General features: G+C 57.8%; 23 protein-coding genes. 11 read left to right on the top strand and 12 right to left on the bottom strand.

What is annotated here, in order from left to right; all coding sequences use genetic code 11:
- The first annotated feature begins 42 nt into the window (after window positions 1-42).
- The 6 genes from AC2FLD_RS03820 (at window position 43) to AC2FLD_RS03795 (ending at window position 6768) form a co-directional block, all read left to right on the top strand.
- Window positions 43-1824, top strand: a complete 1782-nt coding sequence (locus tag AC2FLD_RS03820; protein ID WP_496667407.1) for an acyl-CoA dehydrogenase C-terminal domain-containing protein — start codon at window positions 43-45, stop codon at window positions 1822-1824.
- A 53-nt stretch (window positions 1825-1877) separates the two neighbouring features.
- Window positions 1878-2090 carry a hypothetical protein gene (locus tag AC2FLD_RS03815; RefSeq protein WP_050603300.1) on the top strand — a complete coding sequence of 71 codons (213 nt, stop codon included), beginning with the start codon at window positions 1878-1880 and terminating at the stop codon, window positions 2088-2090.
- Between the two features lie 134 nt (window positions 2091-2224).
- Entirely contained in the window at window positions 2225-2863 is a 639-nt protein-coding gene (locus AC2FLD_RS03810; protein WP_496667408.1) for a glutathione S-transferase family protein, read from the top strand.
- Between the two features lie 11 nt (window positions 2864-2874).
- The gene (locus tag AC2FLD_RS03805) at window positions 2875-4086 is read left to right on the top strand and encodes an acetyl-CoA C-acetyltransferase (RefSeq protein ID WP_050603298.1); all 1212 of its coding nucleotides are present in this window, start codon (window positions 2875-2877) and stop codon (window positions 4084-4086) included.
- Window positions 4086-4574: a cupin domain-containing protein gene (locus AC2FLD_RS03800; protein WP_496667409.1), complete on the top strand. Its 489-nt coding sequence runs from the start codon at window positions 4086-4088 to the stop codon at window positions 4572-4574. The genes AC2FLD_RS03805 and AC2FLD_RS03800 overlap by 1 nt, the downstream gene beginning before the upstream one ends.
- Window positions 4567-6768 carry a 3-hydroxyacyl-CoA dehydrogenase NAD-binding domain-containing protein gene (locus tag AC2FLD_RS03795; RefSeq protein WP_496667410.1) on the top strand — a complete coding sequence of 734 codons (2202 nt, stop codon included), beginning with the start codon at window positions 4567-4569 and terminating at the stop codon, window positions 6766-6768. Before AC2FLD_RS03800 ends, AC2FLD_RS03795 begins: the two co-directional genes overlap by 8 nt.
- Window positions 6769-6824: 56 nt before the next feature.
- Here AC2FLD_RS03795 and AC2FLD_RS03790 read toward each other — a convergent pair whose 3' ends face one another.
- Together AC2FLD_RS03790 and AC2FLD_RS03785 are read right to left on the bottom strand one after the other, a co-directional pair.
- Complete coding sequence (locus AC2FLD_RS03790; protein ID WP_496667411.1) at window positions 6825-7598, bottom strand: Hint domain-containing protein; 774 nt, start codon at window positions 7596-7598, stop codon at window positions 6825-6827.
- A 284-nt stretch (window positions 7599-7882) separates the two neighbouring features.
- Window positions 7883-8818, bottom strand: coding sequence for a DMT family transporter (locus tag AC2FLD_RS03785; RefSeq protein ID WP_496667412.1), 936 nt, complete (start codon window positions 8816-8818; stop codon window positions 7883-7885).
- A gap of 145 nt (window positions 8819-8963) precedes the next feature.
- On the opposite strand from AC2FLD_RS03785, the gene AC2FLD_RS03780 reads away from it, so the two are divergent.
- Window positions 8964-9977, top strand: a complete 1014-nt coding sequence (locus AC2FLD_RS03780; protein ID WP_496667413.1) for a hypothetical protein — start codon at window positions 8964-8966, stop codon at window positions 9975-9977.
- A 6-nt stretch (window positions 9978-9983) separates the two neighbouring features.
- Here the strand turns inward: AC2FLD_RS03780 and upp are convergent, their stop codons facing one another.
- The 7 genes from upp to AC2FLD_RS03745 form a co-directional block, all read right to left on the bottom strand.
- The gene (gene upp, locus AC2FLD_RS03775; protein ID WP_050603293.1) at window positions 9984-10616 is read right to left on the bottom strand and encodes a uracil phosphoribosyltransferase; all 633 of its coding nucleotides are present in this window, start codon (window positions 10614-10616) and stop codon (window positions 9984-9986) included.
- Window positions 10613-11599: an adenosine deaminase gene (locus AC2FLD_RS03770; RefSeq protein WP_496667414.1), complete on the bottom strand. Its 987-nt coding sequence runs from the start codon at window positions 11597-11599 to the stop codon at window positions 10613-10615. Before AC2FLD_RS03770 ends, upp begins: the two co-directional genes overlap by 4 nt.
- Window positions 11596-12807 (bottom strand): phosphopentomutase, encoded by a 1212-nt coding sequence (locus AC2FLD_RS03765; protein WP_496667415.1) that lies wholly within the window; start codon window positions 12805-12807, stop codon window positions 11596-11598. Before AC2FLD_RS03765 ends, AC2FLD_RS03770 begins: the two co-directional genes overlap by 4 nt.
- Window positions 12804-14111 (bottom strand): thymidine phosphorylase, encoded by a 1308-nt coding sequence (locus AC2FLD_RS03760; RefSeq protein WP_496667416.1) that lies wholly within the window; start codon window positions 14109-14111, stop codon window positions 12804-12806. The genes AC2FLD_RS03765 and AC2FLD_RS03760 overlap by 4 nt, the downstream gene beginning before the upstream one ends.
- Window positions 14112-14115: 4 nt before the next feature.
- Window positions 14116-14508: a cytidine deaminase gene (locus AC2FLD_RS03755; protein WP_496667417.1), complete on the bottom strand. Its 393-nt coding sequence runs from the start codon at window positions 14506-14508 to the stop codon at window positions 14116-14118.
- Between the two features lie 88 nt (window positions 14509-14596).
- On the bottom strand, window positions 14597-15703 hold the full coding sequence (locus tag AC2FLD_RS03750) for a cupin domain-containing protein (protein WP_496667418.1): 1107 nt from the start codon (window positions 15701-15703) through the stop codon (window positions 14597-14599).
- Entirely contained in the window at window positions 15666-16397 is a 732-nt protein-coding gene (locus tag AC2FLD_RS03745) for a hypothetical protein (RefSeq protein ID WP_496667419.1), read from the bottom strand. Before AC2FLD_RS03745 ends, AC2FLD_RS03750 begins: the two co-directional genes overlap by 38 nt.
- 157 nt (window positions 16398-16554) lie before the next feature.
- Here AC2FLD_RS03745 and AC2FLD_RS03740 point away from each other — a divergent pair, with 157 nt between their 5' ends.
- From AC2FLD_RS03740 to AC2FLD_RS03730, 3 genes are all read left to right on the top strand, one after another.
- Window positions 16555-18828, top strand: a complete 2274-nt coding sequence (locus tag AC2FLD_RS03740; protein WP_496667420.1) for an NADP-dependent malic enzyme — start codon at window positions 16555-16557, stop codon at window positions 18826-18828.
- A gap of 369 nt (window positions 18829-19197) precedes the next feature.
- Window positions 19198-21087: a propionate-CoA ligase PrpE gene (gene prpE / locus AC2FLD_RS03735; protein ID WP_496667422.1), complete on the top strand. Its 1890-nt coding sequence runs from the start codon at window positions 19198-19200 to the stop codon at window positions 21085-21087.
- Window positions 21088-21175: 88 nt separating this feature from the next.
- Window positions 21176-22612: an amidase family protein gene (locus AC2FLD_RS03730; RefSeq protein WP_496667423.1), complete on the top strand. Its 1437-nt coding sequence runs from the start codon at window positions 21176-21178 to the stop codon at window positions 22610-22612.
- 247 nt (window positions 22613-22859) lie between these two features.
- Here the strand turns inward: AC2FLD_RS03730 and AC2FLD_RS03725 are convergent, their stop codons facing one another.
- Window positions 22860-23621: an NAD kinase gene (locus AC2FLD_RS03725; RefSeq protein WP_496667424.1), complete on the bottom strand. Its 762-nt coding sequence runs from the start codon at window positions 23619-23621 to the stop codon at window positions 22860-22862.
- Between the two features lie 166 nt (window positions 23622-23787).
- Between AC2FLD_RS03725 and glyA the strand changes: the two genes are divergently transcribed.
- Window positions 23788-25083: a serine hydroxymethyltransferase gene (glyA, locus tag AC2FLD_RS03720; protein ID WP_496667425.1), complete on the top strand. Its 1296-nt coding sequence runs from the start codon at window positions 23788-23790 to the stop codon at window positions 25081-25083.
- A gap of 89 nt (window positions 25084-25172) precedes the next feature.
- On the opposite strand, the gene AC2FLD_RS03715 is transcribed toward glyA, so the two are convergent.
- Complete coding sequence (locus tag AC2FLD_RS03715) at window positions 25173-25457, bottom strand: YiaA/YiaB family inner membrane protein (RefSeq protein WP_496667426.1); 285 nt, start codon at window positions 25455-25457, stop codon at window positions 25173-25175.
- Window positions 25458-25494: 37 nt separating this feature from the next.
- Window positions 25495-26172, bottom strand: a complete 678-nt coding sequence (locus tag AC2FLD_RS03710) for a PspA/IM30 family protein (protein WP_496667427.1) — start codon at window positions 26170-26172, stop codon at window positions 25495-25497.
- Window positions 26173-26185 lie beyond the last annotated feature (13 nt).

The following is a 26185-nucleotide window of genomic DNA, read 5'->3' as shown; positions in this document are numbered from 1 at the left end:
CCTCGCCCCGCCATCCGGACATATGAATTAAGGGAGCTTCACATGCCCGTTTATAACGCGCCAACAAAAGACACGCAGTTCATCCTGCATGACGTTCTGAAAATCTCGCAGTCGGATATTCCCGGCTATAATGAACTGGAAGCCGAGTTTACCGGTGCCATCCTGGAAGAAGCAGGCAAGGTTGCAACCAATGTCCTGCACCCGCTGAACGTTGTGGGCGACACCGAAGGGTGCCGGTTGGAAAACGGCATTGTGTACACCCCTACCGGGTTCAAAGACGCCTTCGAGCAGATGAAAGAAGGTGGCTGGACTGGCCTCGACATGCCGGAAGAGTATGGCGGCCAGAATATGCCATATGTCATTGGTACTGCCGTTGGCGAGATGTTCTCAGGCTCCAACCAGGCCTTCACCATGTATCAGGGCCTGACCCATGGCGCGGCCTCGGCCATTCTGGCGCACGGAACCGACGAACAGAAGAACAGATACCTGCCCAACATGGTCAGCTGTGAATGGACCGGCACCATGAACCTGACCGAACCGCATTGCGGTACCGATCTGGGCCTGATGCGCACCAAGGCGGAACCGCAGGGCGACGGCAGCTACAAGATTTCGGGCCAGAAGATCTTTATCTCGTCCGGCGATCACGACATGTCCGACAACATCATCCATCTGGTACTGGCCAAAATCCCCGGTGGCCCTGACGGCATCAAGGGCGTGTCGTTGTTCATCGTCCCTAAGTTCATCGTCAACGAAGACGGCACCCTGGGTGAGCGCAACGGTGTGTCGGTCGGCAAGATCGAAGAGAAAATGGGCATCCACGGCAACTCGACCTGCGTCATGAACTATGACGAGGCCACCGGCTGGCTGCTGGGCGAAGAGCACAAAGGCATGCGCGCCATGTTCACCATGATGAACGAAGCGCGCCTTGGCGTGGGGATGCAGGGCCTGGCACAGGCAGAGGCCGCGTTCCAGAATGCTCTGGAATATGCCAAGGACCGCCTGCAGGGGCGCGACGTGACGGGTGTAAAGAACCCGGACGGTCCTGCCGATCCGTTGATCGTACACCCTGACATCCGCCGCAACCTGATGGACCAGAAAAGCTTTACCGAAGGCGCACGCGCGTTCATCCTGTGGGGTGCGACGATGCTCGACAAAGCGCACCGGTCCGATGACAAAGATGCCGATGGTCTGATCTCGCTGCTGACCCCGGTCATCAAAGGTTTCCTGACCGATCAGGGCTATGACATGACCGTTCAGGCACAACAGGTCTATGGCGGCCATGGCTACATCGAAGAATGGGGCATGTCTCAATACACCCGCGACGCCCGTATCGCGATGATCTACGAGGGCGCGAACGGCGTACAGGCGCTTGACCTTGTGGGCCGCAAACTGGCGCAGGATGGCGGCAAGCACGTCATGGCGTTCTTTGAGATGGTCAAAACCTTCTGCAAGGAAAACGGTGGCAAGGACGAAGCGTTTGACAAGGCGTTCATCGAACCGCTGAAAGCCGCATCCAAGGATCTGCAGGCCGCTGGCATGTACTTCATGCAAGAGGGAATGAAGAACCCGAACAACGCTCTGTCCGGGTCTTACGACTTCATGCACATGTTCGGTCATGTCTGCCTGGGACTGATGTGGGCGCAAATGGCCAATGCTGCACAGGATGCTCTGGACGGTGGCGCATCGGATAAAGAGTTCTACGAGACCAAGATCAACACCGGTCGGTTCTACATGGCGCGTCGTCTGCCCGCGACTGGGATGCACTTGGCGCGCATTCAGACTGGCGCGGACACGGTAATGGCACTGGACGCAGCGAACTTCTGATCTCAGTGTGGGTTCGGGCCCCCTGCCCGGACCCATCTTACCGGAGGACACACATGCCAAAGCGTTTTCGCCTGACCCGCCGCTTTCCTGTCGCCATGACCGAAGACGGATATCGCAAACTCAGGGCCTTCGCGCGTGAAGCAGGTCTGGACGAAGGCGAAGCACTGTCTTTTTTGTTCGAGAACTTCAACAGCGTGATTGATGAGGAGAACCTGACCCACCGCTTGCGCATCTTCAATTCCGAGCTTGAGGCGCGGAAACGTTAACCACACCATCCACCTGTTTTCGGGTGGGCGTGTTTTCAGAAAGATGAACCCCGAAGGCACTCTGCCTTTTGGTTGGTCTTTCTCGAAATACGCGAATGCCGACTTCGCGCTTATGCCTTGGGAGGGGCGATCACATGTCCATCAAACTTCATTGCTTCGGAGAAAGCGGAAACAGCTACAAGGCTGCGTTGGCACTGGAAATGTCCGGCTTGGAATGGGAACCGGTCTTCGTCGATTTCTTCAAAGGTGTTACCCGCACGCCCGAGTATCGCGCCGAAGTGAATGAAATGGGCGAAGCGCCAGTCCTGATCGACGGTGATTTCCGTACCAGCCAATCCGGCGCCATTCAGGCTTATGTGACTGAAAAATCAGGAAAGTTCGGCGGCAAGGATCGGGAAGAGAACTACGACATTCTGCGCTGGGTCCTGTGGGACAATCACAAGCTCAGCTCGATGGCCGGTTTGACCCGCTTTCTGATCAATTTCCTCCCGGAACAACATCGTAATCCCGATGTAATCGCATTCAATCAGGGGCGACTGAAGGCAGCCTACCAAGTGCTGAACGCTCACTTGGATGGCCGCGACTGGATCGTTGGCGACGGCGTGACCAATGCTGACCTCAGTTGCTGTGGCTACCTTTATTATCCCGAACCATTCGGCTTTGACCGCGCCGACTGGCCCCATATCGACGCCTGGCTGACTCGCCTGTCCGAGCAGCCCGGCTGGAAAAACCCCTATGACCTGATGCCCGGCAACCCGTCGGATCGAGCTTAAGGAGAAGACCCATGACCGAAGCTTATATCTATGACGCCCTGCGCACCCCGCGCGGCAAGGGCCGCAAGGATGGCAGCCTGCACGAGGTAACCTCGGTGCGCCTGTCCGCCCTGACCCTGAACGCAATGAAAGAGCGTAACAACCTTGAAGGCCACGCCGTCGAAGACGTGATCTGGGGCAACGTCACGCAAGTGATGGAGCAAGGCGGCTGCTTGGCTCGTTCTGCCGTTCTGGCCTCGGATCTGGACCAATCGATCCCCGGTCTGGCGATCAACCGTTTCTGCGCGAGCGGAATGGAAGCCGTGAACCTTGCCGCAAACCAGGTCAAAGGCGGCGCGGGCGAAGCCTACATCGCAGGCGGTGTTGAGATGATGGGCCGTGTGGCCATGGGGAGCGACGGCGCGGCGATCGCTGTTGACCCTTCGCTGGCGATGGACACATATTTCGTGCCGCAGGGTATCTCGGCGGACATTATCGCGACGGAATATGGCTTTAGCCGCGATGACGCGGACGCGCTGGCTGTTGAATCTCAGAAACGCGCAGCAGCGGCCTGGGAAGACAATCGGTTTGAGAAATCTGTCATCAAGGTGACTGACCAGAACGGCCTGACCATTCTGGACCGCGACGAATACATGCGCCCCGGCACTGACATGCAGAGCCTCGGCGCGCTGAACCCGTCTTTCCAGATGATGGGTGAGCAGATGCCCGGGTTCGACAAGGTGGCGATGATCAAATACCCACATCTGGAACGGATCAACCACATCCACCACGCGGGCAACAGCTCGGGCATCGTGGACGGTGCAGCTGCTGTCCTGATCGGCAACAAGGAATTTGGCGAGAAGTATGGCCTGAAGCCGCGCGCGCGCATCAAGGCAACCGCCAAGATCGGTACCGACCCGACCATCATGCTGACCGGTCCGGTTCCTGTGACCGAGAAGATCCTGGCCGACAACGGCATGAAGATCAGCGATCTGGACCTGTTCGAAGTGAACGAAGCCTTTGCCTCGGTCGTGCTGCGGTTCCAGCAGGCGTTCGACGTCGATCCTGCGCTGGTGAACGTCAATGGCGGCTCGATCGCGATGGGCCATCCGCTGGGTGCAACCGGTGCAATGATCATCGGCACGCTGTTGGATGAGCTTGAGCGTCAGGACAAGGAAACCGGTCTGGCCACGCTCTGCATTGCGTCCGGCATGGGTGCAGCAACTATTATCGAGCGGGTCTGATGCCCAAGCTGGACCTCTCTCAGATCCCGTTCAAGGGCGGCTCGTCCTATCCCGGCAAGCTGGCCGAAGCGACCGCGGGTCGTTTTGTTCAGCGCGTGGGCGATGCGGGTGGTCTGACCCAATACGGGGTCAACATCGTGCGGCTTGAGCCGCAGGGCCTGTCCTCGCTGCGCCACTACCACATGGAGCAGGACGAGTTTGCCATCATGCTCAGCGGCAAATGCGTGCTGATCGATGATGATGGCGAGCATGAGATGCAGCCCGGTGATTGCGCCACTTGGCCAGCAGGTGAGGCCAACGGCCACCACCTTGTGAACAAAACCGATGCGCCCGCGACCTTTCTGGTGGTGGGCACCCGGACCCCGACCGAGACCGGCTATTACAGCGACATAGACATGATGGTGAAGGATGATGAGAACGGATTCTCCTTCACCCGCAAGGATGGCAGCCCGCTGACGGCTGACCAGATTGGAGATGACAATGACTGATTTCACTCTGAGCAAAGACGCAGACGGCGTCGCCTTTGTGACCTGGGATGCCCAGGGAAAATCCATGAACGTGCTGACCCGCGAGGCCTTTCAGGAGGTCAGCCAACTGATTGATCAGGCCCTGAACGACGACGACATTAAGGGTATCGTCATCACCTCGGGCAAAGAAGGCTCGTTTGCAGGTGGCATGGACCTGAATACGCTGGCCACGATACGGCAGGAAGCGGGAGATGAACCGGCACAAGCTCTGTTCGATTTCGTCATGGGCGGCCACCACATCCTGCGCAAGCTGGAACTGGCGGGTATGGACCCCAAGACCAAGAAAGGCGGCAAGCCGATTGCCTGCGCGATCAACGGCACATGCGCCGGGATCGGGACTGAAATCGCTCTGGCCTGTCATCACCGTGTCATGACCGACAACCCGAAATCCAAGATCGGCCTGCCGGAAATTCTGCTGGGCATCTTCCCCGGTGGCGGCGGCACCATGCGCTATAGCCGTATGGTCGGCGCGATGGCTGCCGCTCCGGTGCTGCTGGAAGGCAAGATGATGGACCCGAAGAAAGCCAAAGGCGCGCAGCTGATCGACGCTGTGACGGACGATCCGGTTGCAGCGGCCAAGGAATGGGTTCTGAACGCCAAGGATGCCGATCTGGTCAAACCTTGGGACGCGAAGGGCTATAAGATGCCCGGTGGCGCACCTTACCACCCCGCAGGCTTCATGACCTTTGTGGGCGCAAGCGCGATGGTCAACGGTAAGACGCAAGGTGCTTTCCCGGCGGCCAAAGCTCTGCTGAGTTCGATCTATGAAGGCGCATTGGTCGACTTTGACACCGCTTTGAAAATCGAAGCACGCTGGTTCACCAATGTCCTGATGAACCCCTCCTCTTCGGCCATGATCCGGTCGCTGTTCCTGAACAAGGAAGCACTGGAGAAAGGCGCAGTGCGTCCCAAAGATGTTCCCGATCAGCGAGTAAAAAAGGTCGGCGTTTTGGGCGCGGGCATGATGGGGGCCGGCATTGCATTGGTCTCGGCCCAGGCCGGGATGGAAGTCGTTCTGATCGACCGTGATCAGGAAGCTGCCGACAAGGGTAAGGCCTATAGCGAAAGCTATATGGACAAGGGCATCAAGCGCGGCAAAGCCACGCCTGAAAAAAAACAAGCCTTGCTGGCCCGCATCACGGCCACCCCTGATCTGGATCACCTGAAAGGGTGCGATCTGATCATCGAGGCTGTCTTCGAAGACCCCGGCGTCAAAGCTGAGATGACCAAAAAGGTCGAGGCGATCATCCCCGAGGATTGCATCTTTGCCTCGAACACCTCGACCCTGCCGATCACCGACTTGGCCAAAGCATCCATACGTCCGGATCAGTTCATCGGCATCCACTTCTTCTCGCCGGTCGAGAAGATGTTCCTGGTTGAGATCATCAAGGGCAAGGGCACCGGGGACCGCGCGGTGGCAAAGGCGCTGGATTATGTGCGCCAGATCCGCAAAACGCCGATCGTGGTCAACGATGCGCGCTTCTTCTATGCCAACCGGTGCATCATTCCGTATATCAACGAAGGTGTGCGGATGATTGCCGAAGGGGTGAACCCGGTTCTGATCGACAACGCCGCGCGTCAATTGGGCTTCCCGGTTGGTCCGATCCAGTTGACCGACGAAACATCGATTGATCTGGGTGCCAAGATTGCCCGCGCGACCAAGGCCGCCATGGGCAATGCCTATCCGGACAGCCCGTCGGACGACTTGATCTTCTGGATGGAAGAACTGGGCCGTTTGGGCCGCAAGGCCAATGCGGGCTTCTTTGACTATGACGAAAAAGGCAAGCGCGTCGAATATTGGAAAGGACTGCAAGACAAGTACCCGCACGCGGCCGAACAGCCTGACCTGATCGAAGTGCAGGAACGCCTGATGTTCGCACAGGTTCTGGAAGCGGTGCGCGCGTTGGAAGAAGGCGTTCTGGAAGACATCCGTGAAGGCGACGTGGGCGCCATTCTGGGTTGGGGCTTTGCGCCTTGGTCGGGTGGTCCGCTCAGCTGGCTGGACATCATCGGCACGCCGTATGCAGCCGAGCGGTGCGATCAACTGGCCGCGACCTATGGCGAGCGCTTCACCTGCCCGCCGCTGTTGCGTGAGATGGCTGAAAAAGGTCAGAGCTTTTATGGCCGTTTCAGTCCCGAAGCAAAAGCCGCTTAAAGCAATGATGCAGGCGCGTGAAACCACGCGCCTGCATCGTTCTTGTCAGTGTTTGGTTAGATCTGCCATTCGGGCCGCAGGAACAGAACCGGCGCATTGGGACGCCCCGGTCGACCCGGCCGCCTGACCCCAAATGACGGGCGGATCGGAAATATCGGGTCCTGCGAAATGGGTGCAGGCAAAGCACCCAATGGGTTGGCAAGGGCTGACATGTCGCCCTTGGCTGCAATTATGTTGACGAATTCAGTAGCAGCCTGTTCGTCAGCGACATCATACTGTTGCCCGTTGGGCGTTCCGCGCATATTGAACCGACCTGAGGGACAGTAGGTCTGCAAGCCACCTTCGACAAAGATCACCTGATCATCGTCGAAGAACAGAGAGCATACCTCAAACGACGAACCCGGTGCCTGCGACATCAACCTGCCCACACCATTCAGCATTCGCGCAGGCAGAACGGAAATCCCGTTGGCTTCGGCGTCAATCTTGGACAGGTTCAGCGCTATGCCCTGCTCGGGCATCAGCCAAACCGGCCGCCCGTTATACGCGGCACGTGCAGGTACAAAGACCGGCAAATATTCTGTGCGGCGTTCGTCGGCCGGAATGACCACAACACTGGTCGAGATGCGACGCACCTCTTTGAACCCATGATCTAGCGTTCGAACCCGCTCGCCAACGACAATCCGCTCAATTGGTTTCCAGCCGCTGGTGGTGGCAATTTTCGTACTGCGCAGAAATCCCCCACGGCGCGCATTCACCGCCTGGTTCAGATTGGTTGGATCACCGTCAGGTGCTTGATTTAGATAAACAGAAATACTCGTTACTTCAGACACGTGCCTAACCCCCTTTGGCACAAATTCGTTATGTCAAAGAGCTAGCACCAAAAATGAAGAGTGTCTTATTTCGGACATATTTACGCCCAATTTGAGCCGAAACCGCCTGAAAACCGAGGAAAACTGTGAACACTCACAAAAAAACCTCTGGCTTTTGTGCTAATTCCGAAACGAACAGCCTGTACAAGCTTTCGAATCCGTACGCCAACAGCCAAGGAATGCCGCTGTCGATCTTGGCAAATGATACGAAACTGAATTTCAGGCAAACAAAACGTACAAAGACATCAGGAAACCTCTTGCTGCTGGGATGCCTGTCTGGACCGCCATCCCAGTAACGCCCCGGCTGCTGCAATCAGAACAATGCCCGAAATCTGCATAATGCCGAGGGTCTGCCCCAAAGCCACAAATGCAAAAAGCGGGCCGAAAATCATGACCGAATATTCAAACACCGCCACATAAGACGGCTCGCCGACCTGATAAGCTTTGACCAGCATGAAAACAGCTGCGGTCGAACCGACGGCCTGAATGGCAATCCACAACATCGCTGGGGCCATATCCCAGACCCATCCGCGCGTGACAAAACCATCCGGCCCATCCGGCGCGGCACCAGGTAAAAGAGTGAACAGAAGAACGCCCGCCAAACCGGCCAATGCGAGTGTTATCGACATCACTGCTATCATGGCCACTGTGCTTTCTTGGGAACAATGCGTTCGTGTGATAATCGAACTCAGGGCATAGAAAAATCCGGCGGCGACCGGCAACAAGGTGCGCATGTCAAATTCCGTCGGGCTCAGCTGCAGGACCAGAAGAATGCCTGTGAACCCGATCAACACTGCGCAAATACGCCACGGTCCTATTGTTTGCTTGAGCACCAATGATGAGATCAAGAGCACGAAAATGGGTGACGAAAACAAACCAGCCAATGACTGCGCAATCGGCATCATGGCCAGTGATGCAAAATACAACAGCAATGCTGTAGTCATCAAAAGGCTGCGCAGAATGACGGCCCCCCATCGCTGCGGCCGCAGGCTGCCCAGCCCCAGAAGCGACAAGCCGACAATCAGCGGCAGCATCAAAAGCGCCCGGGTCAGATGGAACTGCCACAGGCCAACCGTTTCGGCCAACAGAATCACAACATTGTCGATCACGCCGATAATCGCCATTGCTCCAACCATCAAAGCCGAGGCCAGCACCGGGGACGAAGTTGAAGTTGCCTGCATGTTCGCGCCTCAATTGCGATCTTAAAATTGCGCTTAACCCTGTTGGGCGTCCACCACAACTCAGAAAGATCGTGCAACAGGTTTGCGCCCTGTGAACGCGCCATGCTAAGCTGCGTCAAAACAATATCGAGCAGACCTCATCCAGATGACGGCCCTGAAACAGTATCAGCGGATCGAAGCCACCGGTCTGTGGCGCCCCTCGCCCGATGAACAGCGGCGTGAGGTTGTGGTATCGATTGGCGAAGCCACCCTGACCATTTCCGATTTCAACGACAGGGCTTTGACCCATTGGTCTCTGGCAGCGGTTGAACGGCAGAATCCCGGTGCCTTTCCAGCCATCTTCAACCCTGATGGCGACCCGGATGAAACGCTTGAATTGGGAGAATCCGAAACCACGATGCTTGAGGCAATCGACCGGTTGCAGCGCGCCATCGATCGCTCGCGCCCCCATCCCGGGCGCTTGCGCTGGCTCAGTGTTGGAGGCGTCGTTGCCGCGGTTCTGGCTGTGCTGCTGTTCTGGCTGCCCAGCGCGCTGCAGAACCACGTCGTCTCGGTCGTGCCCGAGGTCAAACGGCAGGAGATCGGCGACACAATCCTGCGCCGGATCGAGCGCGTCTCGGGGCAGGCTTGCACCTCTCGGGATGCGCAGGCTTCGCTGGAACGGCTGGCCCGGCGCACGGGCGTGCGGCAGATCATCATTTTGCCCGCAGGTGTTCAAGACAGCCTTAGCCTGCCTGGCGGCACCGTTCTGCTTAGCCGCACGCTGGTTGAAGATCACGAAGACCCTGCGGTCGCTGCAGGATACGTTGTTGCGGAACGGGCGCGGGCGGCTCTCAAAGACCCGCTGGATGACTTGCTGGACAAAACCGGTGCATCCTCGGCCTTTCGGTTGTTGACCACCGGGGGGCTGACACCCGAGATTATCGACGCCTATACCGAACAGGTGCTCTCGCAACCCCGCCCCTCCATTCCAGACGGAGACTTGCTGGCGATGTTCTCGCAAAGCGCCCTGCCCTCAACCCCATACGCCTACGCTCGCGACATTACCGGAGAGACTGTATTGGGTCTGATCGAGGCCGATCCCATGGCGGGCCGGCCCCTGGAACAGGTGTTGCCGGACCGCGATTGGGTCCAGCTTCAGAATATCTGCGGCGAATAAACCGGGCTACTTGGTTCCGAACATCCGGTCGCCTGCGTCGCCCAGACCTGGCATAATATAACCTTTCGAGTTCAACTCGCGGTCCAATGCAGCGGTCACGATGTGCACATCGGGGTGCGCCTCTTTCATGCGCGCAACGCCCTCGGGCGCGGCCAACAGGCAGAGGAACCGGATATCCGTTGCGCCCGCCTCTTTCAGCAGATCAATGGCTGCGGCCGAGCTGTTGCCGGTGGCCAGCATCGGATCCACCGCGATAACCAAACGGTCTTTCAGGCCCTCGGGTGCCTTGAAGTAATACTGCACGGGTTTCAGTGTTTCTTCGTCGCGATACAGACCCACAAAACCCACGCGCGCCGAAGGCACCAGCTCCAGCACCCCATCCAGCATCCCGTTTCCGGCGCGCAAAATCGACACCAACGCCATTTTCTTACCTGCCAGAATAGGGGCGTCCATCTCTTCCATCGGCGTTTCGATGTGACGTGTGGTCAACGGGATTTCCCGTGTTACCTCATAGGCCAGAAGCAGGGTGATTTCGCGTAGCAATTGCCGGAACTCGGCGGTCGAGCGCCCCTTGTCCCGCATGAGCGTCAATTTGTGTTGCACCAGCGGGTGATCGACGACGGTCAGATGTTCGCTCATGTTGTCTCCAGTCTTTTCTTGACCCGCGCGCGGGTGTCTTCATCGCAAAAGGCCGCTGCAAGGGCCGTCTCATTCAGTGCCGCAAAATCTTCGGCCTCCCAGCCAAATGCTGCGTTCAACATTTCATATTCCCGCCGCATGGTTGTGTGAAAAAACGGCGGGTCGTCCGTGGATACCGTGACCTTCACGCCCGCTTCGCGCAAGCGCGCAATCGGGTGGGCCGCGAAATCAGGGAAAAGGCCCAGAACCACGTTCGAACCTGGGCAGACTTCAAGAATGATGTCTCGATCCACCAACTCGCGAACAAGGTCGGGGTCTTCGATGGCGCGAACGCCGTGACCGATGCGCTCGACTCCCAGATCGCGGACGGCATCGCGCACACTTTCAGGACCACCGAACTCACCCGCATGTGTTGTCAGCCGCAGCCCGGCTTCACGTGCGCAGTCGAAGGCCCATTTGAAATCACCCTGTGTTCCAATGGATTCATTTCCGCCCATGCCAAAACCGGTGATCCAGTCACCGGCAGTCTCCGCTGCACAATGGGCGCTGCGCTTGGCCTGTTCAGGGCCAAAATGACGGACACATGTGATGACACCCCGCAGAGTGATGTCGAACTTGCGCTCGGCCTCGTCTGCGGCGTCCTGAATGGCGTTAAGATAATCCCGCCATGCGTGCAGATCGCCGCCACCGCAGAAATCCGGGCTGAGAAAGGTTTCGGAATAAACTACTCCATTCTCGGCGCTTTCTTCCAGAATTGCCAAGGTAAGCCTGCGGAAGTCCTCGGGCGTTTTCAGCACCTCACAAGCGGCTTCATACACGCTCAGGAAATGCGCGAAGTCGCGGAAGTCATACGATCCGCCGGGCTTGAAGATACCGCTAAGGTCCACGCGCTTTTCGTGCGCAAGCTGACGGATGAAGGTCGGCGGGGCTGCGCCTTCGTGATGCAGGTGCAGTTCTATTTTGGGTAGGTCAGCGACACTCATAGAAAGTTCCTTCCCGGTCCTTGTACCGGAACATTCAGGTGGTGGGCGATACTGGCGGCGACGTCGGCAAAATCCACTTGCCCGATCTGTCCCGCACCCTGCCCTGCAATCAGAACCGGCACCTGTTCACGCGTGTGATCCGTTCCGGTCCAGCTGGGGTCATTGCCATGATCCGCAGTCAGCAGCAACACGTCGCCTTGGCGGAGTTTGGTTAGAATTTTCCCGATCTCCCGGTCGAACCATTCAAGCGCGCGGGCATATCCGCTGATGTCGCGGCGATGGCCATACAAGCTGTCGAATTCGACGAAATTGGCGAAAGTCAAACTGCCCTCTTCCGCCTCGTCCACGAGATCAGACAGGTGCTGCATCAATTCGGCATCCGACCCTTTGCGCAGCGTGTCGATGCCCTGCATCGAGAAGATGTCGCCGATCTTGCCCACGGCGTGAACCGTGCGCCCCGCATCCTGCACCCAGTTGGTCAGGACCGGTGCAGGCGGTACAATGGCGAAATCCTTGCGATTGGTTGTCCGTTCGAACCCCGCCTCAGGCGTTCCAACAAAGGGGCGTGCAATGACACGTCCCACTTTCACTTCATGCAATCGCGGGGCAAGCCTGCGGCACAAGTTCAATAACCGTTGCAGCCCAAAGCTTTCTTCATGCGCGGCGATCTGAAACACGCTGTCAGCAGAGGTGTAACAGATCGGCCAGCCGGTGCGCATGTGCTCGGCGCCCAAATCGGCAATGATCGCTGTGCCCGAAGCATGACAATCCCCAAGGATCCCTTCGGTCCCGGCGACCTCAGCCGCTGCACGACTCAGGTCCTCGGGAAAAGCTGGAACCGTGTCTGGGAAATAGTGCCAGTCCCATGGCACTGGTAGGCCAGCCAGTTCCCAGTGGCCAGAGGGCGTGTCCTTACCGGGCGAATGCTCGCGCGCGCAGCCCCACAGGCCAGTGGGTTCGGCATCCAATCCCGGAGTCGCGTCCCCGGATGCCAAGCGTGTTGCCGCGCCCAGCCCCAATGCATCCAGGTTCGGCAGATCCAAAGGGCCAGAGCGCCCGTCTTCTGCACGCCCTTCCGCACAAGCCAGCACGATGTGAGCCAGCGTATTCGCCCCGGCATCCGGAACGTCGCCGTTGAAAAACTGACTGGCATCAGGTGCTCCGCCTATACCAACGGAATCCATGACAACAAGGAAAGCACGGCTCATAGGCTGATCCTTTCGTGGATCAGATCGGGCAGCGTCGGAGCGGTATCGCTGATCGTGATCGTGCTGAGCACGCTTTCTGCAGCCCGCCGCGCCGCATCTTCCCGAGCAGCATGGATCACGGCGATTGGTGAACCTTTGGTCACACGATCCCCCAGTCGGAGAATATCCGAGATCCCAACAGCGGGGTCTATCTCGTCATTTTCGATCTGTCGGCCACCGCCCAGCGCCACAACGGCAAGGCCCAACGCTTCTCCGTTGATGGCAGAGATATAGCCATCTTCAGGGGCTCTGACTTCCTGAATGACATTTGCCTCAGGCAGGAACCGAGCCCAGTTCTCGACGAGCTGAACGGGTCCACCGACCGCAGCCATCATGCGGCCAAATCGTTCGGCGGCACGCCCGTCGCGGATGATTTCCGCGATCTGTTCGCGCCCTTCCTCAACCGACCCGCACATTCCGGCATCCGTCAGCAAAACACCCCCTAACTCGGCAGAGATGACCGCCAATGGTGAAGCCTGCGACCCAGTCAGGGCCTTCATCACCTCAGCGATTTCCAAGGCATTGCCCAACGCAGGGGCAAGCGGCTGGTTCATATCCGTGATCACCGCAGACGTTCGGCACCCAGCCGCGTTTGCAGTCTCGGTCAAAGCTGTGGCCAGCTTTTGGGCGTCCTCCAGCGTTTTCATGAAGGCACCGCTGCCGACCTTGACGTCAAGAACCAGCGCATCCGGGCTGGCCGCCAGCTTTTTAGACAGGATCGATGCCGTGATAAGGTCCAGGCTTTCGACCGTCGCGGTTACGTCACGCACCGCATAAAGCCGCTTGTCCGCCGGTGCAATCTGACCCGTCGCACCTACGATGGCCGCGCCCGTTTCACGCAAGATCTGCGCAAGGCGATCTTGCCCGATCTGCGTGCTGACACCCGGTATCGCCTCAAGTTTGTCCAGTGTCCCACCAGTATGTCCCAGGCCTCGGCCCGAAATCATTGGAACATATGCCCCGCATTCCGCCAGCGCCGGGGCAAGAATTAAGCTTACACTGTCCCCGACTCCGCCGGTCGAGTGTTTGTCGATAACCGGTCCGTCGACATCCCACGAAAGAACATCGCCGCTGTCTCGCATCGCCACCGTCAAATCTGCGCGCCCTTGCGCGCCCAAACCACCCATACAGACAGCCATGGCAAAAGCACCGGCCTGCGCATCGCTGACGCTGCCGTCGGCCAGCCCCTGCGCGAACCAGATCAGTTCATCGCGTCCCGGCACCTTATGCCTGCGCAGTTTTGCAATGATTGAACGGGCGTCCATGCGCTCAGACATCTTCCATGTGAGAGGCATCGAACGCGCCTGGCAGCAATTCTCCGATAGTGGTTTCGAACTCTGCACCGTCCACTGTCGCCAGAGTGACTTTCACATCACGCGTGCCAAACTCGGCCAGCTTTTGTCGGCACCCACCGCAAGGTGGCACGGGCTGAGGGCTGGAGGCGACCACATAGACCTCGGTCAGTTCTTGTTCGCCCGCGGCAACCATCGCAGCAATTGCACCGGCCTCGGCACAGGTGCCTTCGGGGTATGCCACGTTCTCGACATTACAACCGGAATAAACCTGACCCGAGGAAGACCGCAGCGCCGCTCCAACCTTGAAGTTCGAATAAGGCGCATAAGCGTTTTCCCGGACGGACAAGGCAGTGTCTTTCAGCGACATGGCGATTCCCCATTTTTGATCATCTGGTCAGAAAATTGGACCCTAACGGAAAAAGGCGGGGGAATAGAAGCCCCCTCAACCTTGTTTTTCAGTCCCCCAGCGTTGTGTTGAATGTACCGGGCAAGGTGACTTCCAGCAATTCAATGTCGTCCGACGGCGCAGACAGTCGCGTTCGCATCCCCGGTGGAATGACAAATGCGTCGCCTTGCTCCAGCCGGTATGGCTCGCGGCCTTCACCTTCCAGCGTCACTTCACCGTCCATCACGAAAGTGAAGTGGATATCGGTGTTATGGCTGGCCCATTCCGGATCACCCTGGCCTTTGCGCACAACCTGAACTCCGGCGACGCCTTTTGTATTTTCAGCAATCGTAGTGTCACGGCAGAGATACCCGGGCAAACGGAACGGCACCCATTCGGCACCCTTTGCCTGATTGTAGACAAAGCGCTGTCCCTGCCATTCACGCTCAGGACGAAAATGCGGCGTGGGTAGCTGCATATCATGGTCGATCTCCGTGACATGTTCGGCTGGCACACCGATCTCAATGACCTGTACATTGTCGGATGCTTCCAGCACGCGGTGACGAATTTCTGGCGGCTGGATAAAGCAATCCCCAGCGGTCAGACGCATTTTCTTACCCTGATCTTCATAGACCACATCCACCCATCCATGGATGCAAAAGATCAACTGAAACCCGACCTTGTGAAAATGCACCATGTCGGGCACGGGGCCTCCGTCAGGAATACGGATATGGCTGGCGATGATCGAACCGCCCAGACGGTCTGGCACCAGATCACGGTAATGCATTCCGGCACGCCCAATGATCCATGGCGCCTGATCCTTGAGCCTGCGCACCACGAAGGAATGGACCGTTTCAGGCATCACCAGCGGTGGGTTCCGCTCTGCGATTTCAACACGGGTCCCGTTTGGCGCAACAAGAACGCGTTCACCATTGGCGAAACCTTCGGGGTCATCGGTCAGAATCCGCAGCGTTCCAGCGCTTTCAGGTGCATCCTTTTCGATGCGCAACCGCAATCCATGTCCCGAGAACACCGCTACGCGCGGATCGTCTGCGGGATAGATCATGTCCATCTTCATCCCCAGCCGCTTTGTGTAAAAGGGAATGTCGTCGCGCAATTCCTGTGTGGGCAGGCGGAATTCAGCGTAGGTCTGCGATGGATCGGCTGTCTTGGTCATGGGGTGTTCCGTTGGATTGCGTTTTGGGCCATCCGATCAGAACAGAGGCCAAAATGCCAATCGAAAAGAACATCTCGAGCGTTTCTTCCAGAACAATAAGCCGCACTTTCATAAGATCTGACAAAGCCCTGCTGTACAGCCCGGCATACTCTTCCAGAAGCTGGGCAATTACGGCGACACATCCTGCCGCGATAAACACCATCAGGGAAAGGTTACGGCGTTTGAACGCCCGCAATCCCGTGGGAATGCCGTGCCAGATGGCACCACCAAGCACTATCAATACCAGCGCAACCCTAACCCCGGAGATATCCAGAAATACATCCAGACTGTCTAAGAACATGAACGGCAAACTGTCCTTGGAATAAATGTCAGCCTCCAGTTCTCGCTCGGCAAGCAATAGGAACGTAAGGCCAATATATGCTCGGCAAAAGCCTCGGTAGCGCCACAGCGCCGCCAAACCCGCGGCGAACAGACCCGCGGCGGAAACAGTTTCGATCACGCCGCCTTCTTGATTGTAACCCGCCACGTGCCCGGGCCAAATGAGAACCGTGACAACAAGAGCAGAAGCCAAAAGCACTGCACCCCACAACACCAGTTGGATAAATTCGAATCCGGTCACAGGACCGGAGAACAGATTGTCGACCTGATCATCTGCCTTGAACGTCATGACTGCTTCGATATGCCTGTGTGCCATTGTGGATCGCAAAGTCGATCAGATGTAAAAGTCTTGTGACAAGTATCAATCCGCATTCACTTCACAGTTGCGACAACTCGCCAAGGTGACGCTACGTAGCCAAGTGCGAAAATATAGTTTAAAGTTAAATTATATTTCTTAGGGAGAAGAAACGCCGATGTCTGACACCCCCAGTTTGCGACAGGCCGCGCTTGAATATCACGCCCATCCGAAGCCCGGAAAGCTTGAGATCAAGGCCACCAAGCCAATGGCCAACGGGCGCGATCTGGCGCGGGCCTATTCCCCCGGCGTGGCCGAGGCCAGTCTTGAAATCAAGGCCGACGCGGCAAATGCCGAACGCTACACCGCGCGTGGCAATCTGGTTGCGGTGGTGTCCAATGGTACGGCCGTTCTGGGTCTGGGCAATATTGGGGCACTAGCCTCAAAACCGGTGATGGAGGGCAAGGCCGTCCTGTTCAAGAAGTTCGCAGGCATCGATTGCTTTGATATCGAAGTCGATCAATCCGACCCCGAGAAGCTGGCGGATATCGTTTGCGCACTCGAACCCACCTTTGGCGCGATCAACTTGGAAGACATCAAGGCCCCCGATTGTTTCATCGTCGAAAAGCTTTGCCGCGAGCGCATGAATATACCTGTTTTTCATGACGACCAGCACGGCACTGCCATTGTGGTTGGGGCCGCCGCAAAGAACGCGCTGCACGTGACCGGGAAGTCCTTTGACACCATCAAGGTGGTATCGACCGGAGGCGGGGCTGCCGGGATTGCCTGCCTGAACATGCTGGTGAAACTGGGCGTTAAGCGCGAGAACATTTGGCTGTGCGACATTCATGGGCTTGTCTATGAAGGCCGGGCCGAAGACATGAATCCGCAAAAATCCCAATTCGCTCAGAACTCGGATCTGCGGACATTGGACGACGTCATCGACGATGCGGATCTGTTTCTGGGCCTCAGCGGCCCAAATGTGCTGAAACCCGAGATGGTTGCAAAAATGGCCAGCCGCCCGATTATTTTTGCGCTGGCCAATCCGACCCCGGAAATTCTGCCTCAAACCGCACGTGAAGTTGCGCCAGACGCGATCATAGCCACGGGACGCAGCGATTTTCCCAATCAGGTCAATAACGTACTGTGTTTTCCATTTATCTTCCGAGGTGCGCTGGATGTGGGTGCGACCGAGATCAATGATGAGATGCAGATCGCCTGCGTCGACGGTATCGCCGAAATGGCCCGCGCGACAACAAGTGCCGAGGCTGCCGCAGCCTACAAAGGTGAACAGCTGACCTTTGGCCCGGATTACCTGATCCCCAAACCCTTCGACCCACGACTGGTAGGCGTGGTTTCATCCGCCGTGGCCAAGGCCGCCATGGAAAGTGGAGTGGCCAAGCGACCTATCGAGGATTTTGAGGCGTACAGAGAAAAGCTGAACCAATCCGTTTTCAAATCTGCACTTCTGATGCGTCCCGTATTCGAGGCCGCTGCGGTCGCATCCCGTCGGATCGTCTTCGCCGAGGGCGAGGACGAACGCGTGCTACGCTCTGCACAAGCGGTCCTAGAAGAGACAACGGAAACGCCAATCCTGATCGGACGCCCTGAAGTGATCGAGGCACGCTGCGAAAAGCTGGGCCTGACCATTCGTCCCGGATCGGATTGCCAGATCGTAAACCCGGAAAACGATCCGCGTTATTACGATTACTGGAACTCCTACCATCAGATCATGCAGCGCCGTGGTGTGACGCCGGATTTGGCCAAGGCGATCATGCGCACCAACACCACCGCGATTGGCGCAATCATGGTGCATCGCGGTGAGGCAGACAGTCTGATCTGCGGCACGTTTGGCGAGTATCGCTGGCACCTGAACTATGTGGAGCAAGTTCTGGGCAATGGCGACCTGCGTCCGCATGGCGCCTTGTCCCTTATGATTTTGGAAGACGGGCCCCTTTTCATCGCCGACACCCATGTTCGACAACTGCCCACCCCCGAAGAACTGGCCGAGTCCACCATTGGTGCTGCGCGCCATGTACGCAGGTTTGGGATCGAACCCAAGATTGCCTTCTGCTCGCAGTCACAATTCGGCAATCAAGCAGAAGGGTCTGGAAAACGGTTGCGTGCGGCGCTGAGCATTCTGGATCAACAGCCGCGTGATTTTGTTTACGAAGGTGAAATGAACTTGGATGCCGCTTTGGACGCAGACCTCCGGGCACGCATCTTTCCGGAATCACGGCTGCAAGGCGCGGCGAATGTGCTGATCTTCGCCCATGCGGATGCCGCCAGCGGGGTGCGCAACATCCTCAAGATGAAAGCGGATGGAATTGAAGTTGGACCCATTCTGATGGGCATGGGCAACAAGGCTCATATTGTCACGCCGTCGATTACGGCGCGCGGACTTCTGAATATGGCCGCAATCGCAGGTACTCCGGTTGCGCATTACGGCTGAGCAATTCTGCCCAACACCAGTACTGCACTCCGGGCCGGAGTGCGGTACACTAAATATTCACTTTTGCTCTGCTAAATGTGGTCGCGTCGACCATGCCCCATCGAAGGTTGCCCGACAGGCCAAGTGCTGTACGCCCTTTTGAGTCGTTCCCCAGTTCGTTTTTTTGCATCGGATAGTTTGCAACTTTGCAAAACAGGTCAACAGACATCGATTTCCCAATGATGAAAAAGGGGTTTGCAAAAATTTGCAGGGCTTAAAGCGGTTTCCTGCAAATAATTCGCGATAAACTGACGCGTCGTCATTTGACACGCTTGCCCGAAAGTTTTCTGGGTCCTAACACAATGTCCAAGTCGTTGTGAGGAGGACGAAATGGTGTATCAGGACGTTTATGACAGCTGGAAAACTGACCCCGAAGCGTTCTGGATGGGCGCCGCCAAGGGGATCGACTGGGTAAAAGAACCCAGCAAAGCGTTGTTCGACGACAATGCGCCACTGTATGAATGGTTCAGTGACGCGCGGGTCAACACGTGCTGGAACGCAGTAGATCGTCACGTGGAAAATGGCCGTTGCGAACAAACGGCCATCATCTATGACAGCCCGATTACCCACACCAAGCGCGAGATTTCATATGTTGAACTGCGCAACCGTGTGGCCAACCTTGCCGGTGCGCTGCGGGCAAAAGGCGTTGAAAAAGGTGATCGCGTCATCATCTACATGCCGATGATCCCCGAAGCGCTTGAGGCGATGCTGGCCTGTGCGCGTCTGGGCGCGGTGCATTCGGTTGTATTCGGCGGGTTTGCCAGCAACGAGTTGGCCGTACGCATTGATGACGCCAAACCCAAAGCGATCATCGCCGCGTCGTGCGGGATGGAGCCGGGTCGCGTGGTCCACTACAAACCCCTGCTTGATGGCGCGATCGATCTGGCCGAGCATAAGCCTGAGTTCTGCGTTATTTTTCAACGCGAGCAAGAGGTTGCCCAGCTGATCGAAGGGCGCGATTTCAACTGGCATGGCTTCCAATACGGCGTTGAACCGGCCGAGTGCGTACCAGTCGACGGAAATGATCCAGCGTACATCCTCTACACTTCGGGCACGACAGGCGCGCCCAAGGGGGTTGTGCGCCCCACTGCCGGGCATCTGGTTGCGCTGAACTGGACGATGAAGAACATCTACAACGTCGATCCGGGCGACGTGTTCTGGGCGGCATCCGATGTGGGCTGGGTCGTGGGCCACTCCTATATCTGCTACGCGCCGCTAATCCACGGGAACACGACCATCGTGTTCGAAGGTAAACCGGTCGGCACCCCTGATGCGGGCACCTTCTGGCGCGTGATTTCAGAGCATAAGGTGAAAAGCTTCTTCACCGCACCCACCGCCATCCGCGCCGTAAAACGAGAAGACCCAAAAGGCGAACTGATCGCCAAATACGACCTGTCTCATCTAAGCGCTTTGTACCTCGCAGGTGAACGCGCCGATCCCGACACCATCATCTGGGCGCAAGATGCACTGAAGGTTCCCGTAATCGACCACTGGTGGCAGACCGAAACGGGTTGGGCCATCGCAGGCAACCCGATGGGTATCGAAGAACTGCCGGTCAAGCTGGGCTCACCCGCCAAACCGATGCCGGGCTATGACGTGCAGATTCTGGACGAAGGCGGCCACCCGATGAAGGCGGGTGAGCTGGGGGCCATCGCAGTCAAGCTGCCGTTGCCTCCGGGCACGTTGCCGACCCTGTGGAACGCAGAGGCACGGTTCAAAAAATCCTATCTGGAGCACTTCCCCGGGTTTTACGAAACCGGTGATGCAGGCATGATCGATGAAGACGGGTACCTCTATATCATGGCGCGTACCGATGACGTCATCAACGTGGCAGGCCACCGCCTGTCGACCGGCGGCATGGAAGAGGTGCTGGCCGCCCACCCGGACGTGGCCGAGTGCGCAGTCATCGGCGTATCGGATCAGTTAAAGGGTCAGATGCCGGTTGGGTTCCTGTGCCTGAATGCGGGCGCTGACAGGGATCATGGCGACGTGGTACAGGAAGTGGTCAAGATGGTGCGCGAAAAGATCGGCCCTGTTGCAGCCTTCAAACTGGCCGTGGTCGTCGACAGGCTGCCCAAGACCCGATCGGGCAAGATCCTACGCGGCACGATGGTCTCGATTGCTGACGGTCAGGACTATAAAATGCCCGCAACGATCGACGATCCTGCCATCCTCGATGAAATCAAGGACGCCTTGCAAACAATCGGTTACGCTAAGTAATCCTGGGGCGGCGCAAGCCGCCCTTTTCATGTCTGCACTTGCAACCTGAAACAGGCCCCCTACTGTCGCTCCAACACAGTGAGGGCCCATGACACATTCCGACATCTGGCGTCTCAGCGCCACAGACTTGACCACCCTGACACGACGCGGTGATCTGAGTGCGACCGAGGCTGTTCAGGCTTCGATTGACCGGATGGATGAGGTCAATCCCGACCTGAATGCAGTGGTAGAGGATCTGCGCGCAGAGGCTTTGGAGCGTGCGCATTCTCTTGACCACGTACGTGCAAGCGGTCAAGCAACGGGTCCGCTGCATGGTGTGCCGGTCACGATCAAAGTGAACGTCGACCAAAAAGGTCATGCGACGACCAATGGCGTTGTGGCATTGAAGGATGTCATCGCGCCGGATGACGCGCCGATCGTCAGCAATCTGCAAAAGGCCGGGGCCGTTGTCATTGGACGAACCAATACGCCAGAATTTTCGTTTCGCGCCGACACGGACAACGCGCTTTACGGGCGCACACATAACCCCTGGGGAAGCCACATCTCACCAGGCGGATCATCCGGAGGGGCGGGCGCAGCCGTGATGGCCGGCATCGGCGCGCTGGCCCACGGTAATGATATCGGCGGCAGCTTGCGCTTTCCCGCAGCGGCCAACGGGGCGGTCACAGTGAAACCAGGGCTGGGGCGAGTTCCCGCCTGGAACCCAAGCCAAAAGACCGAGCGCGGCCTGCTGGCCCAATCAATGTCCGTTCAGGGTCTGATCACCCGCTCGGCGGCGGACTTGCACCTGTCGATGCCCAGCCTGATCGCGTCTGATGCGCGTGACCCGTTCCATGTGCCGATGCCTTGGCGCGGCGAAGTCCCGGATAGGCCGATCAGGGTGGCGTTCACGAAAAACACCTTTGGTTATGCTCTGCATCCGGAAGTCGAAAAGGCCCTGGATACGGCACGCGACGCATTGGTTGATGCAGGTTATACCGTGGAAGAGGTTGATCCGCCGGACGTTTTCGAATGTGGGCGAGGCGGGTACCGCGCGCTTATGGGCGAAGTGCTTACGCTGATGAAATCGGATATCGAAGCGGCCGGCTCGCAAACCATCCGAGAGATTTTTGACGTCTACTTTCAGGAGTTCCCGCCGATCGTCGAAACCGAGCTGGTAAAAATGCTGGCCAAACGCAGCCACTACGCGCGGGAGTGGTCGCTTTTCTTGCAAGACTATCCGCTGGTTCTGTCCCCGTTCCTGCCGCAACCCTTCTTCAAACCCGACCGCGACACAGAAGGGGCGGAAGGCGTTCACGAGGTTCTGGGCTGCGCGGTGTATTCTTACGCGATGAACTTCCTGGGGCTTCCGGCGGCCTGCGTACCCGCGCGGCTGGCCGATCTGCCCAAGGGGCCACAACCGATCAATGTTCAGATTGCAGCCCAGCGATGGCGCGAGGATCTGGCCGTGGATGCGGCGGCTGCAATCGAAGCTCGCGTTGGGCAGATGTGTGCGCCACTTTGGAACCAAATGGCTAGGGTTTAAAAAAATAGACCTCGGGTCATTGTGCCCGAGGTCCAACTGCTTAAATAAGCCCGGAATTCAGATGACGAGCGTAGCACCACCCACCCTCGCCAGCGCGAAATTTGCGCAACCATTCTACAACGCCGTTCAGGTGGCCACTCACTTCCACCTTGGCGTGATTTCCGGGTAACCTCACATTAGCCAATCGGTAAGGATTTCCCTGTGAACTGGTTCACACAAACTGAAAAAAATGCGTAACGCCCCGAATTTAGGTGAATTGCTCGGAAATGAGGCGTTCTTCCAGCCCATGCCCCGGGTCAAATAGGATACGGTGGCCAATCCCAGGTTCGGACCTGATTTCAACCCAGTCGATATCAGGGAAGGAAACAGAATCTGCATCTGCCATGACGGGGCGTTTGTCCGCGTCCAAGACATCAAACCGAACCTTCGCAATCTTGGGCAAGAGCGCACCGCGCCATCGGCGAGGTCGGAAAGCCGCAATCGCCGTCAACGCTAGAACGTCCGATCCAATCGGCAGGATCGGCCCGTGCGCCGAGTAGTTATAGGCCGTCGAACCGGCTGGCGTAGACAGCAAGGCTCCATCGCACATCAACTCTGACATGCGCACGCGGCCATCGACACTGATCTTCAGCCTTGCAGCCTGTGGGCCTGCTCGCAGCAGCGACACTTCATTGATGGCCAGCGCCTCGTGCAGCTTGCCTGACTGATCCATCGCACGCATCGCCAGCGGGTTGATGACCTCTTCTTCGGCGTCTTCAAGCCGCGCCAACAGGTCGTCTTCGTGGTATTCATTCATCAGGAACCCGATCGTACCACGGTTCATCCCATAGACCGGTGTATCAAGGTGCTGCATGTTGTGCAGGGTGTGCAACATGAAGCCATCACCGCCCAGCGCCACTACAACATCTGCGTCGCGAGGCGCCGCGTTACCGTGTTTGGCCACCAGAATATCCCGGGCCGTTTGCGCCACTTTGACCTCGCTGGCAAGAAAGGCGATTCTCTTTTTCATGTTTTCCGGTTTCCGGTGCTGCACATTTGGTTCCGAAACAAACATACCTTTCCCCAATAGGCCAGTCTTGACGCCTCAGCAGGCAAAATCGTCGCTTTAAGCCTTTTGCGCATGGGGCGTTTCCGATAGGAAATCCGCAAGTTTTACCCAGCCATGTGGAGCGCCCATGAACGCCAATATTCGTGACACCGGATTTTTCACCCAGTCGCTTGCCGACCGTGATCCCGAGCTTTTTGGCTCGATCACGTCGGAACTGGGCCGTCAGCGCGATGAGATCGAGCTGATCGCATCCGAGAACATCGTCTCTGCCGCCGTGATGGAAGCGCAGGGCTCGGTGATGACCAACAAATACGCCGAAGGCTATCCCGGTCGTCGCTACTATGGTGGTTGCCAGTTCGTCGACATTGCCGAGAACCTCGCCATCGACCGCGCCAAGCAGCTGTTCGGCTGCGGCTTTGCCAACGTGCAGCCGAACTCGGGCTCTCAGGCCAACCAGGGCGTGTTCCAGGCGCTGATCACACCCGGCGACACCATTCTGGGCATGAGCCTGGATGCGGGCGGCCACCTGACCCACGGTGCGGCCCCAAATCAGTCGGGCAAATGGTTCAACGCCGTGCATTATGGCGTGCGCAAGCAGGATAACCTGATCGACTATGATCAGATCGAGGCGCTGGCGAAAGAGCATCAGCCCAAGCTGATTATTGCCGGTGGTTCGGCCATCCCCCGCACTATCGACTTTGCCCGCATGCGCGAGATTGCCGACATGGTGGGCGCATACCTGCACGTGGACATGGCCCATATCGCCGGTCTGATCGCGGCGGGTGAACATCCCAGCCCCTTCCCGCACGCGCATGTTGCCACAACGACCACGCACAAGACCCTGCGCGGCCCGCGCGGCGGCATGATCCTGACCAATGACGAGGCGATCGCCAAGAAAGTGAACTCGGCGATCTTCCCCGGCATTCAGGGCGGCCCGCTGATGCATGTGATCGCGGCCAAGGCCGTGGCCTTTGGCGAGGCGCTGCGGCCTGAGTTCAAGGGCTATATCCAGCAGGTCGTCACCAACGCGCAGGCGCTGTCGGATCAGCTGATCAAGGGCGGTCTGGACACCGTAACCCACGGTACCGACACTCACGTTGTGCTGGTCGACTTGCGCCCGAAAAACGTGAAGGGCAACGCGACCGAAAAGGCCCTGGGCCGGGCGCATATCACCTGCAACAAGAACGGTGTACCGTTTGATCCGGAGAAACCGACCGTGACTTCGGGCATCCGTCTGGGCAGCCCGGCAGGTACCACTCGTGGTTTCGGCGAGACCGAATTCCGCCAGATCGCCGACTGGATCATCGAAGTGGTCGACGGCCTGGCCGCCAATGGCGAAGACGGCAACGGCGCGGTCGAAGCAAAGGTCAAGGCCGAGGTCGCGGAGCTCTGCGCGCGGTTCCCGATCTATCCGAATATGTAATCGGTAAAAAACGAAGGATTACGGCGCCTCCGAGGCGCCGTATTTCTTGCTAAAGCTCAGTCCGAAACCAACGGCTCGGACGGATGGGATTAGACCTCGCCCTCGGCCTCTTTCAAAGCGTCTTCCAGCAGCTTTTCATTTCGCGCCTCTTCGATCCTGTTGATGCGATCCTCGGCCGAGCGGCCGTCAAAGCGATATTTCACAACGTTGATCAGGCTGAGCGCCAGCAAAACGATGCCCATGCCCCAGTATCCTTTGGTGGCCAGCGGCACGTCCGTGGACAGATACAGAGAGATGCCCAGCAGCAGGTAAGCCACGGCCACGCCAGCACCGTTCAGCATCAGGATCAGGTTGTTTTCGCCACGATTGGTCATTGGAAGTCTCCTTAGTTAAAATACGGGTTTGTCAGTTTCAGGATTGAGCCTTGAGACGACTCAGAACATCCGCCGCACTGGAGCGGGTTTTGGGGCCATAACCGGCCTCTTCCATTCGCTGGGCCACGGTACTGTGATCCAGACCCGCGTCGATCTCGCGTAGGATTTCGGATTGTTCGAACGGGTCATCCTGGGTCATGACACGGGCGATCAGCTCTTCAGCTTCTTCAGCAGGGCTGGTGCCACCCACATGACGGTTCAGCCGCTTTTGCAGCCCCTGCTCTCGTTTTACCGCACGCGCCGAAATTGCCCCCTGCTTGAGATCCAGGATACGGCGGTTGGCGGTCTGAACCGAATGACGCAGCTGCAGGATACGCGCCTCAAGCCGGTCAACGGTTTGCTGGCGCAGCGCCAGTTCGTTTTCCAAATCTGCAACCGCCTGCGCGGCGCTTTGAACAAGATCCTGTTGATCATCCTCCAGCGCTTGACGGGCCCGTTCCATCAAATCTTCGATGCGGGTTTGCAAGGTTTCGATTTGGCGGGATTCGCCGCGTTGTTTTTGGATCAGGCTGGCAAGCGTCAGCTTGGCGGCCTTCAGGTTTTGGTCTGCCTCACGGATTTTCTGGTCAATTAGCTCAATGGAAAAATTATCGCGCAGACGGTCTTCGGCCCGAGCATTTGCACCACTCATCAGGGTCTTCAATGTATTGAACATGTGATCCTCCAAT

It is taken from the genome of Ruegeria sp. CDSA021, from assembly GCF_059612325.1.
The sequence above is the reverse complement of the archived record's forward strand: the minus strand, read 5'-3'. Positions and strand labels throughout refer to the sequence as shown.

Coding starts and splice junctions, on each gene's coding strand:
- AC2FLD_RS03820 (WP_496667407.1), top strand. CDS start 43: ATGCCCGTTTATAACGCGCCAACAAAAGACACGCAGTTCATCCTGCAT.
- AC2FLD_RS03815 (WP_050603300.1), top strand. CDS start 1,878: ATGCCAAAGCGTTTTCGCCTGACCCGCCGCTTTCCTGTCGCCATGACC.
- AC2FLD_RS03810 (WP_496667408.1), top strand. CDS start 2,225: ATGTCCATCAAACTTCATTGCTTCGGAGAAAGCGGAAACAGCTACAAG.
- AC2FLD_RS03805 (WP_050603298.1), top strand. CDS start 2,875: ATGACCGAAGCTTATATCTATGACGCCCTGCGCACCCCGCGCGGCAAG.
- AC2FLD_RS03800 (WP_496667409.1), top strand. CDS start 4,086: ATGCCCAAGCTGGACCTCTCTCAGATCCCGTTCAAGGGCGGCTCGTCC.
- AC2FLD_RS03795 (WP_496667410.1), top strand. CDS start 4,567: ATGACTGATTTCACTCTGAGCAAAGACGCAGACGGCGTCGCCTTTGTG.
- AC2FLD_RS03785 (WP_496667412.1), bottom strand. CDS start 8,818: ATGCAGGCAACTTCAACTTCGTCCCCGGTGCTGGCCTCGGCTTTGATG.
- AC2FLD_RS03780 (WP_496667413.1), top strand. CDS start 8,964: ATGACGGCCCTGAAACAGTATCAGCGGATCGAAGCCACCGGTCTGTGG.
- upp (WP_050603293.1), bottom strand. CDS start 10,616: ATGAGCGAACATCTGACCGTCGTCGATCACCCGCTGGTGCAACACAAA.
- AC2FLD_RS03770 (WP_496667414.1), bottom strand. CDS start 11,599: ATGAGTGTCGCTGACCTACCCAAAATAGAACTGCACCTGCATCACGAA.
- AC2FLD_RS03765 (WP_496667415.1), bottom strand. CDS start 12,807: ATGAGCCGTGCTTTCCTTGTTGTCATGGATTCCGTTGGTATAGGCGGA.
- AC2FLD_RS03760 (WP_496667416.1), bottom strand. CDS start 14,111: ATGGACGCCCGTTCAATCATTGCAAAACTGCGCAGGCATAAGGTGCCG.
- AC2FLD_RS03755 (WP_496667417.1), bottom strand. CDS start 14,508: ATGTCGCTGAAAGACACTGCCTTGTCCGTCCGGGAAAACGCTTATGCG.
- AC2FLD_RS03750 (WP_496667418.1), bottom strand. CDS start 15,703: ATGACCAAGACAGCCGATCCATCGCAGACCTACGCTGAATTCCGCCTG.
- AC2FLD_RS03745 (WP_496667419.1), bottom strand. CDS start 16,397: ATGGCACACAGGCATATCGAAGCAGTCATGACGTTCAAGGCAGATGAT.
- AC2FLD_RS03740 (WP_496667420.1), top strand. CDS start 16,555: ATGTCTGACACCCCCAGTTTGCGACAGGCCGCGCTTGAATATCACGCC.
- prpE (WP_496667422.1), top strand. CDS start 19,198: ATGGTGTATCAGGACGTTTATGACAGCTGGAAAACTGACCCCGAAGCG.
- AC2FLD_RS03730 (WP_496667423.1), top strand. CDS start 21,176: ATGACACATTCCGACATCTGGCGTCTCAGCGCCACAGACTTGACCACC.
- AC2FLD_RS03725 (WP_496667424.1), bottom strand. CDS start 23,621: ATGAAAAAGAGAATCGCCTTTCTTGCCAGCGAGGTCAAAGTGGCGCAA.
- glyA (WP_496667425.1), top strand. CDS start 23,788: ATGAACGCCAATATTCGTGACACCGGATTTTTCACCCAGTCGCTTGCC.
- AC2FLD_RS03715 (WP_496667426.1), bottom strand. CDS start 25,457: ATGACCAATCGTGGCGAAAACAACCTGATCCTGATGCTGAACGGTGCT.
- AC2FLD_RS03710 (WP_496667427.1), bottom strand. CDS start 26,172: ATGTTCAATACATTGAAGACCCTGATGAGTGGTGCAAATGCTCGGGCC.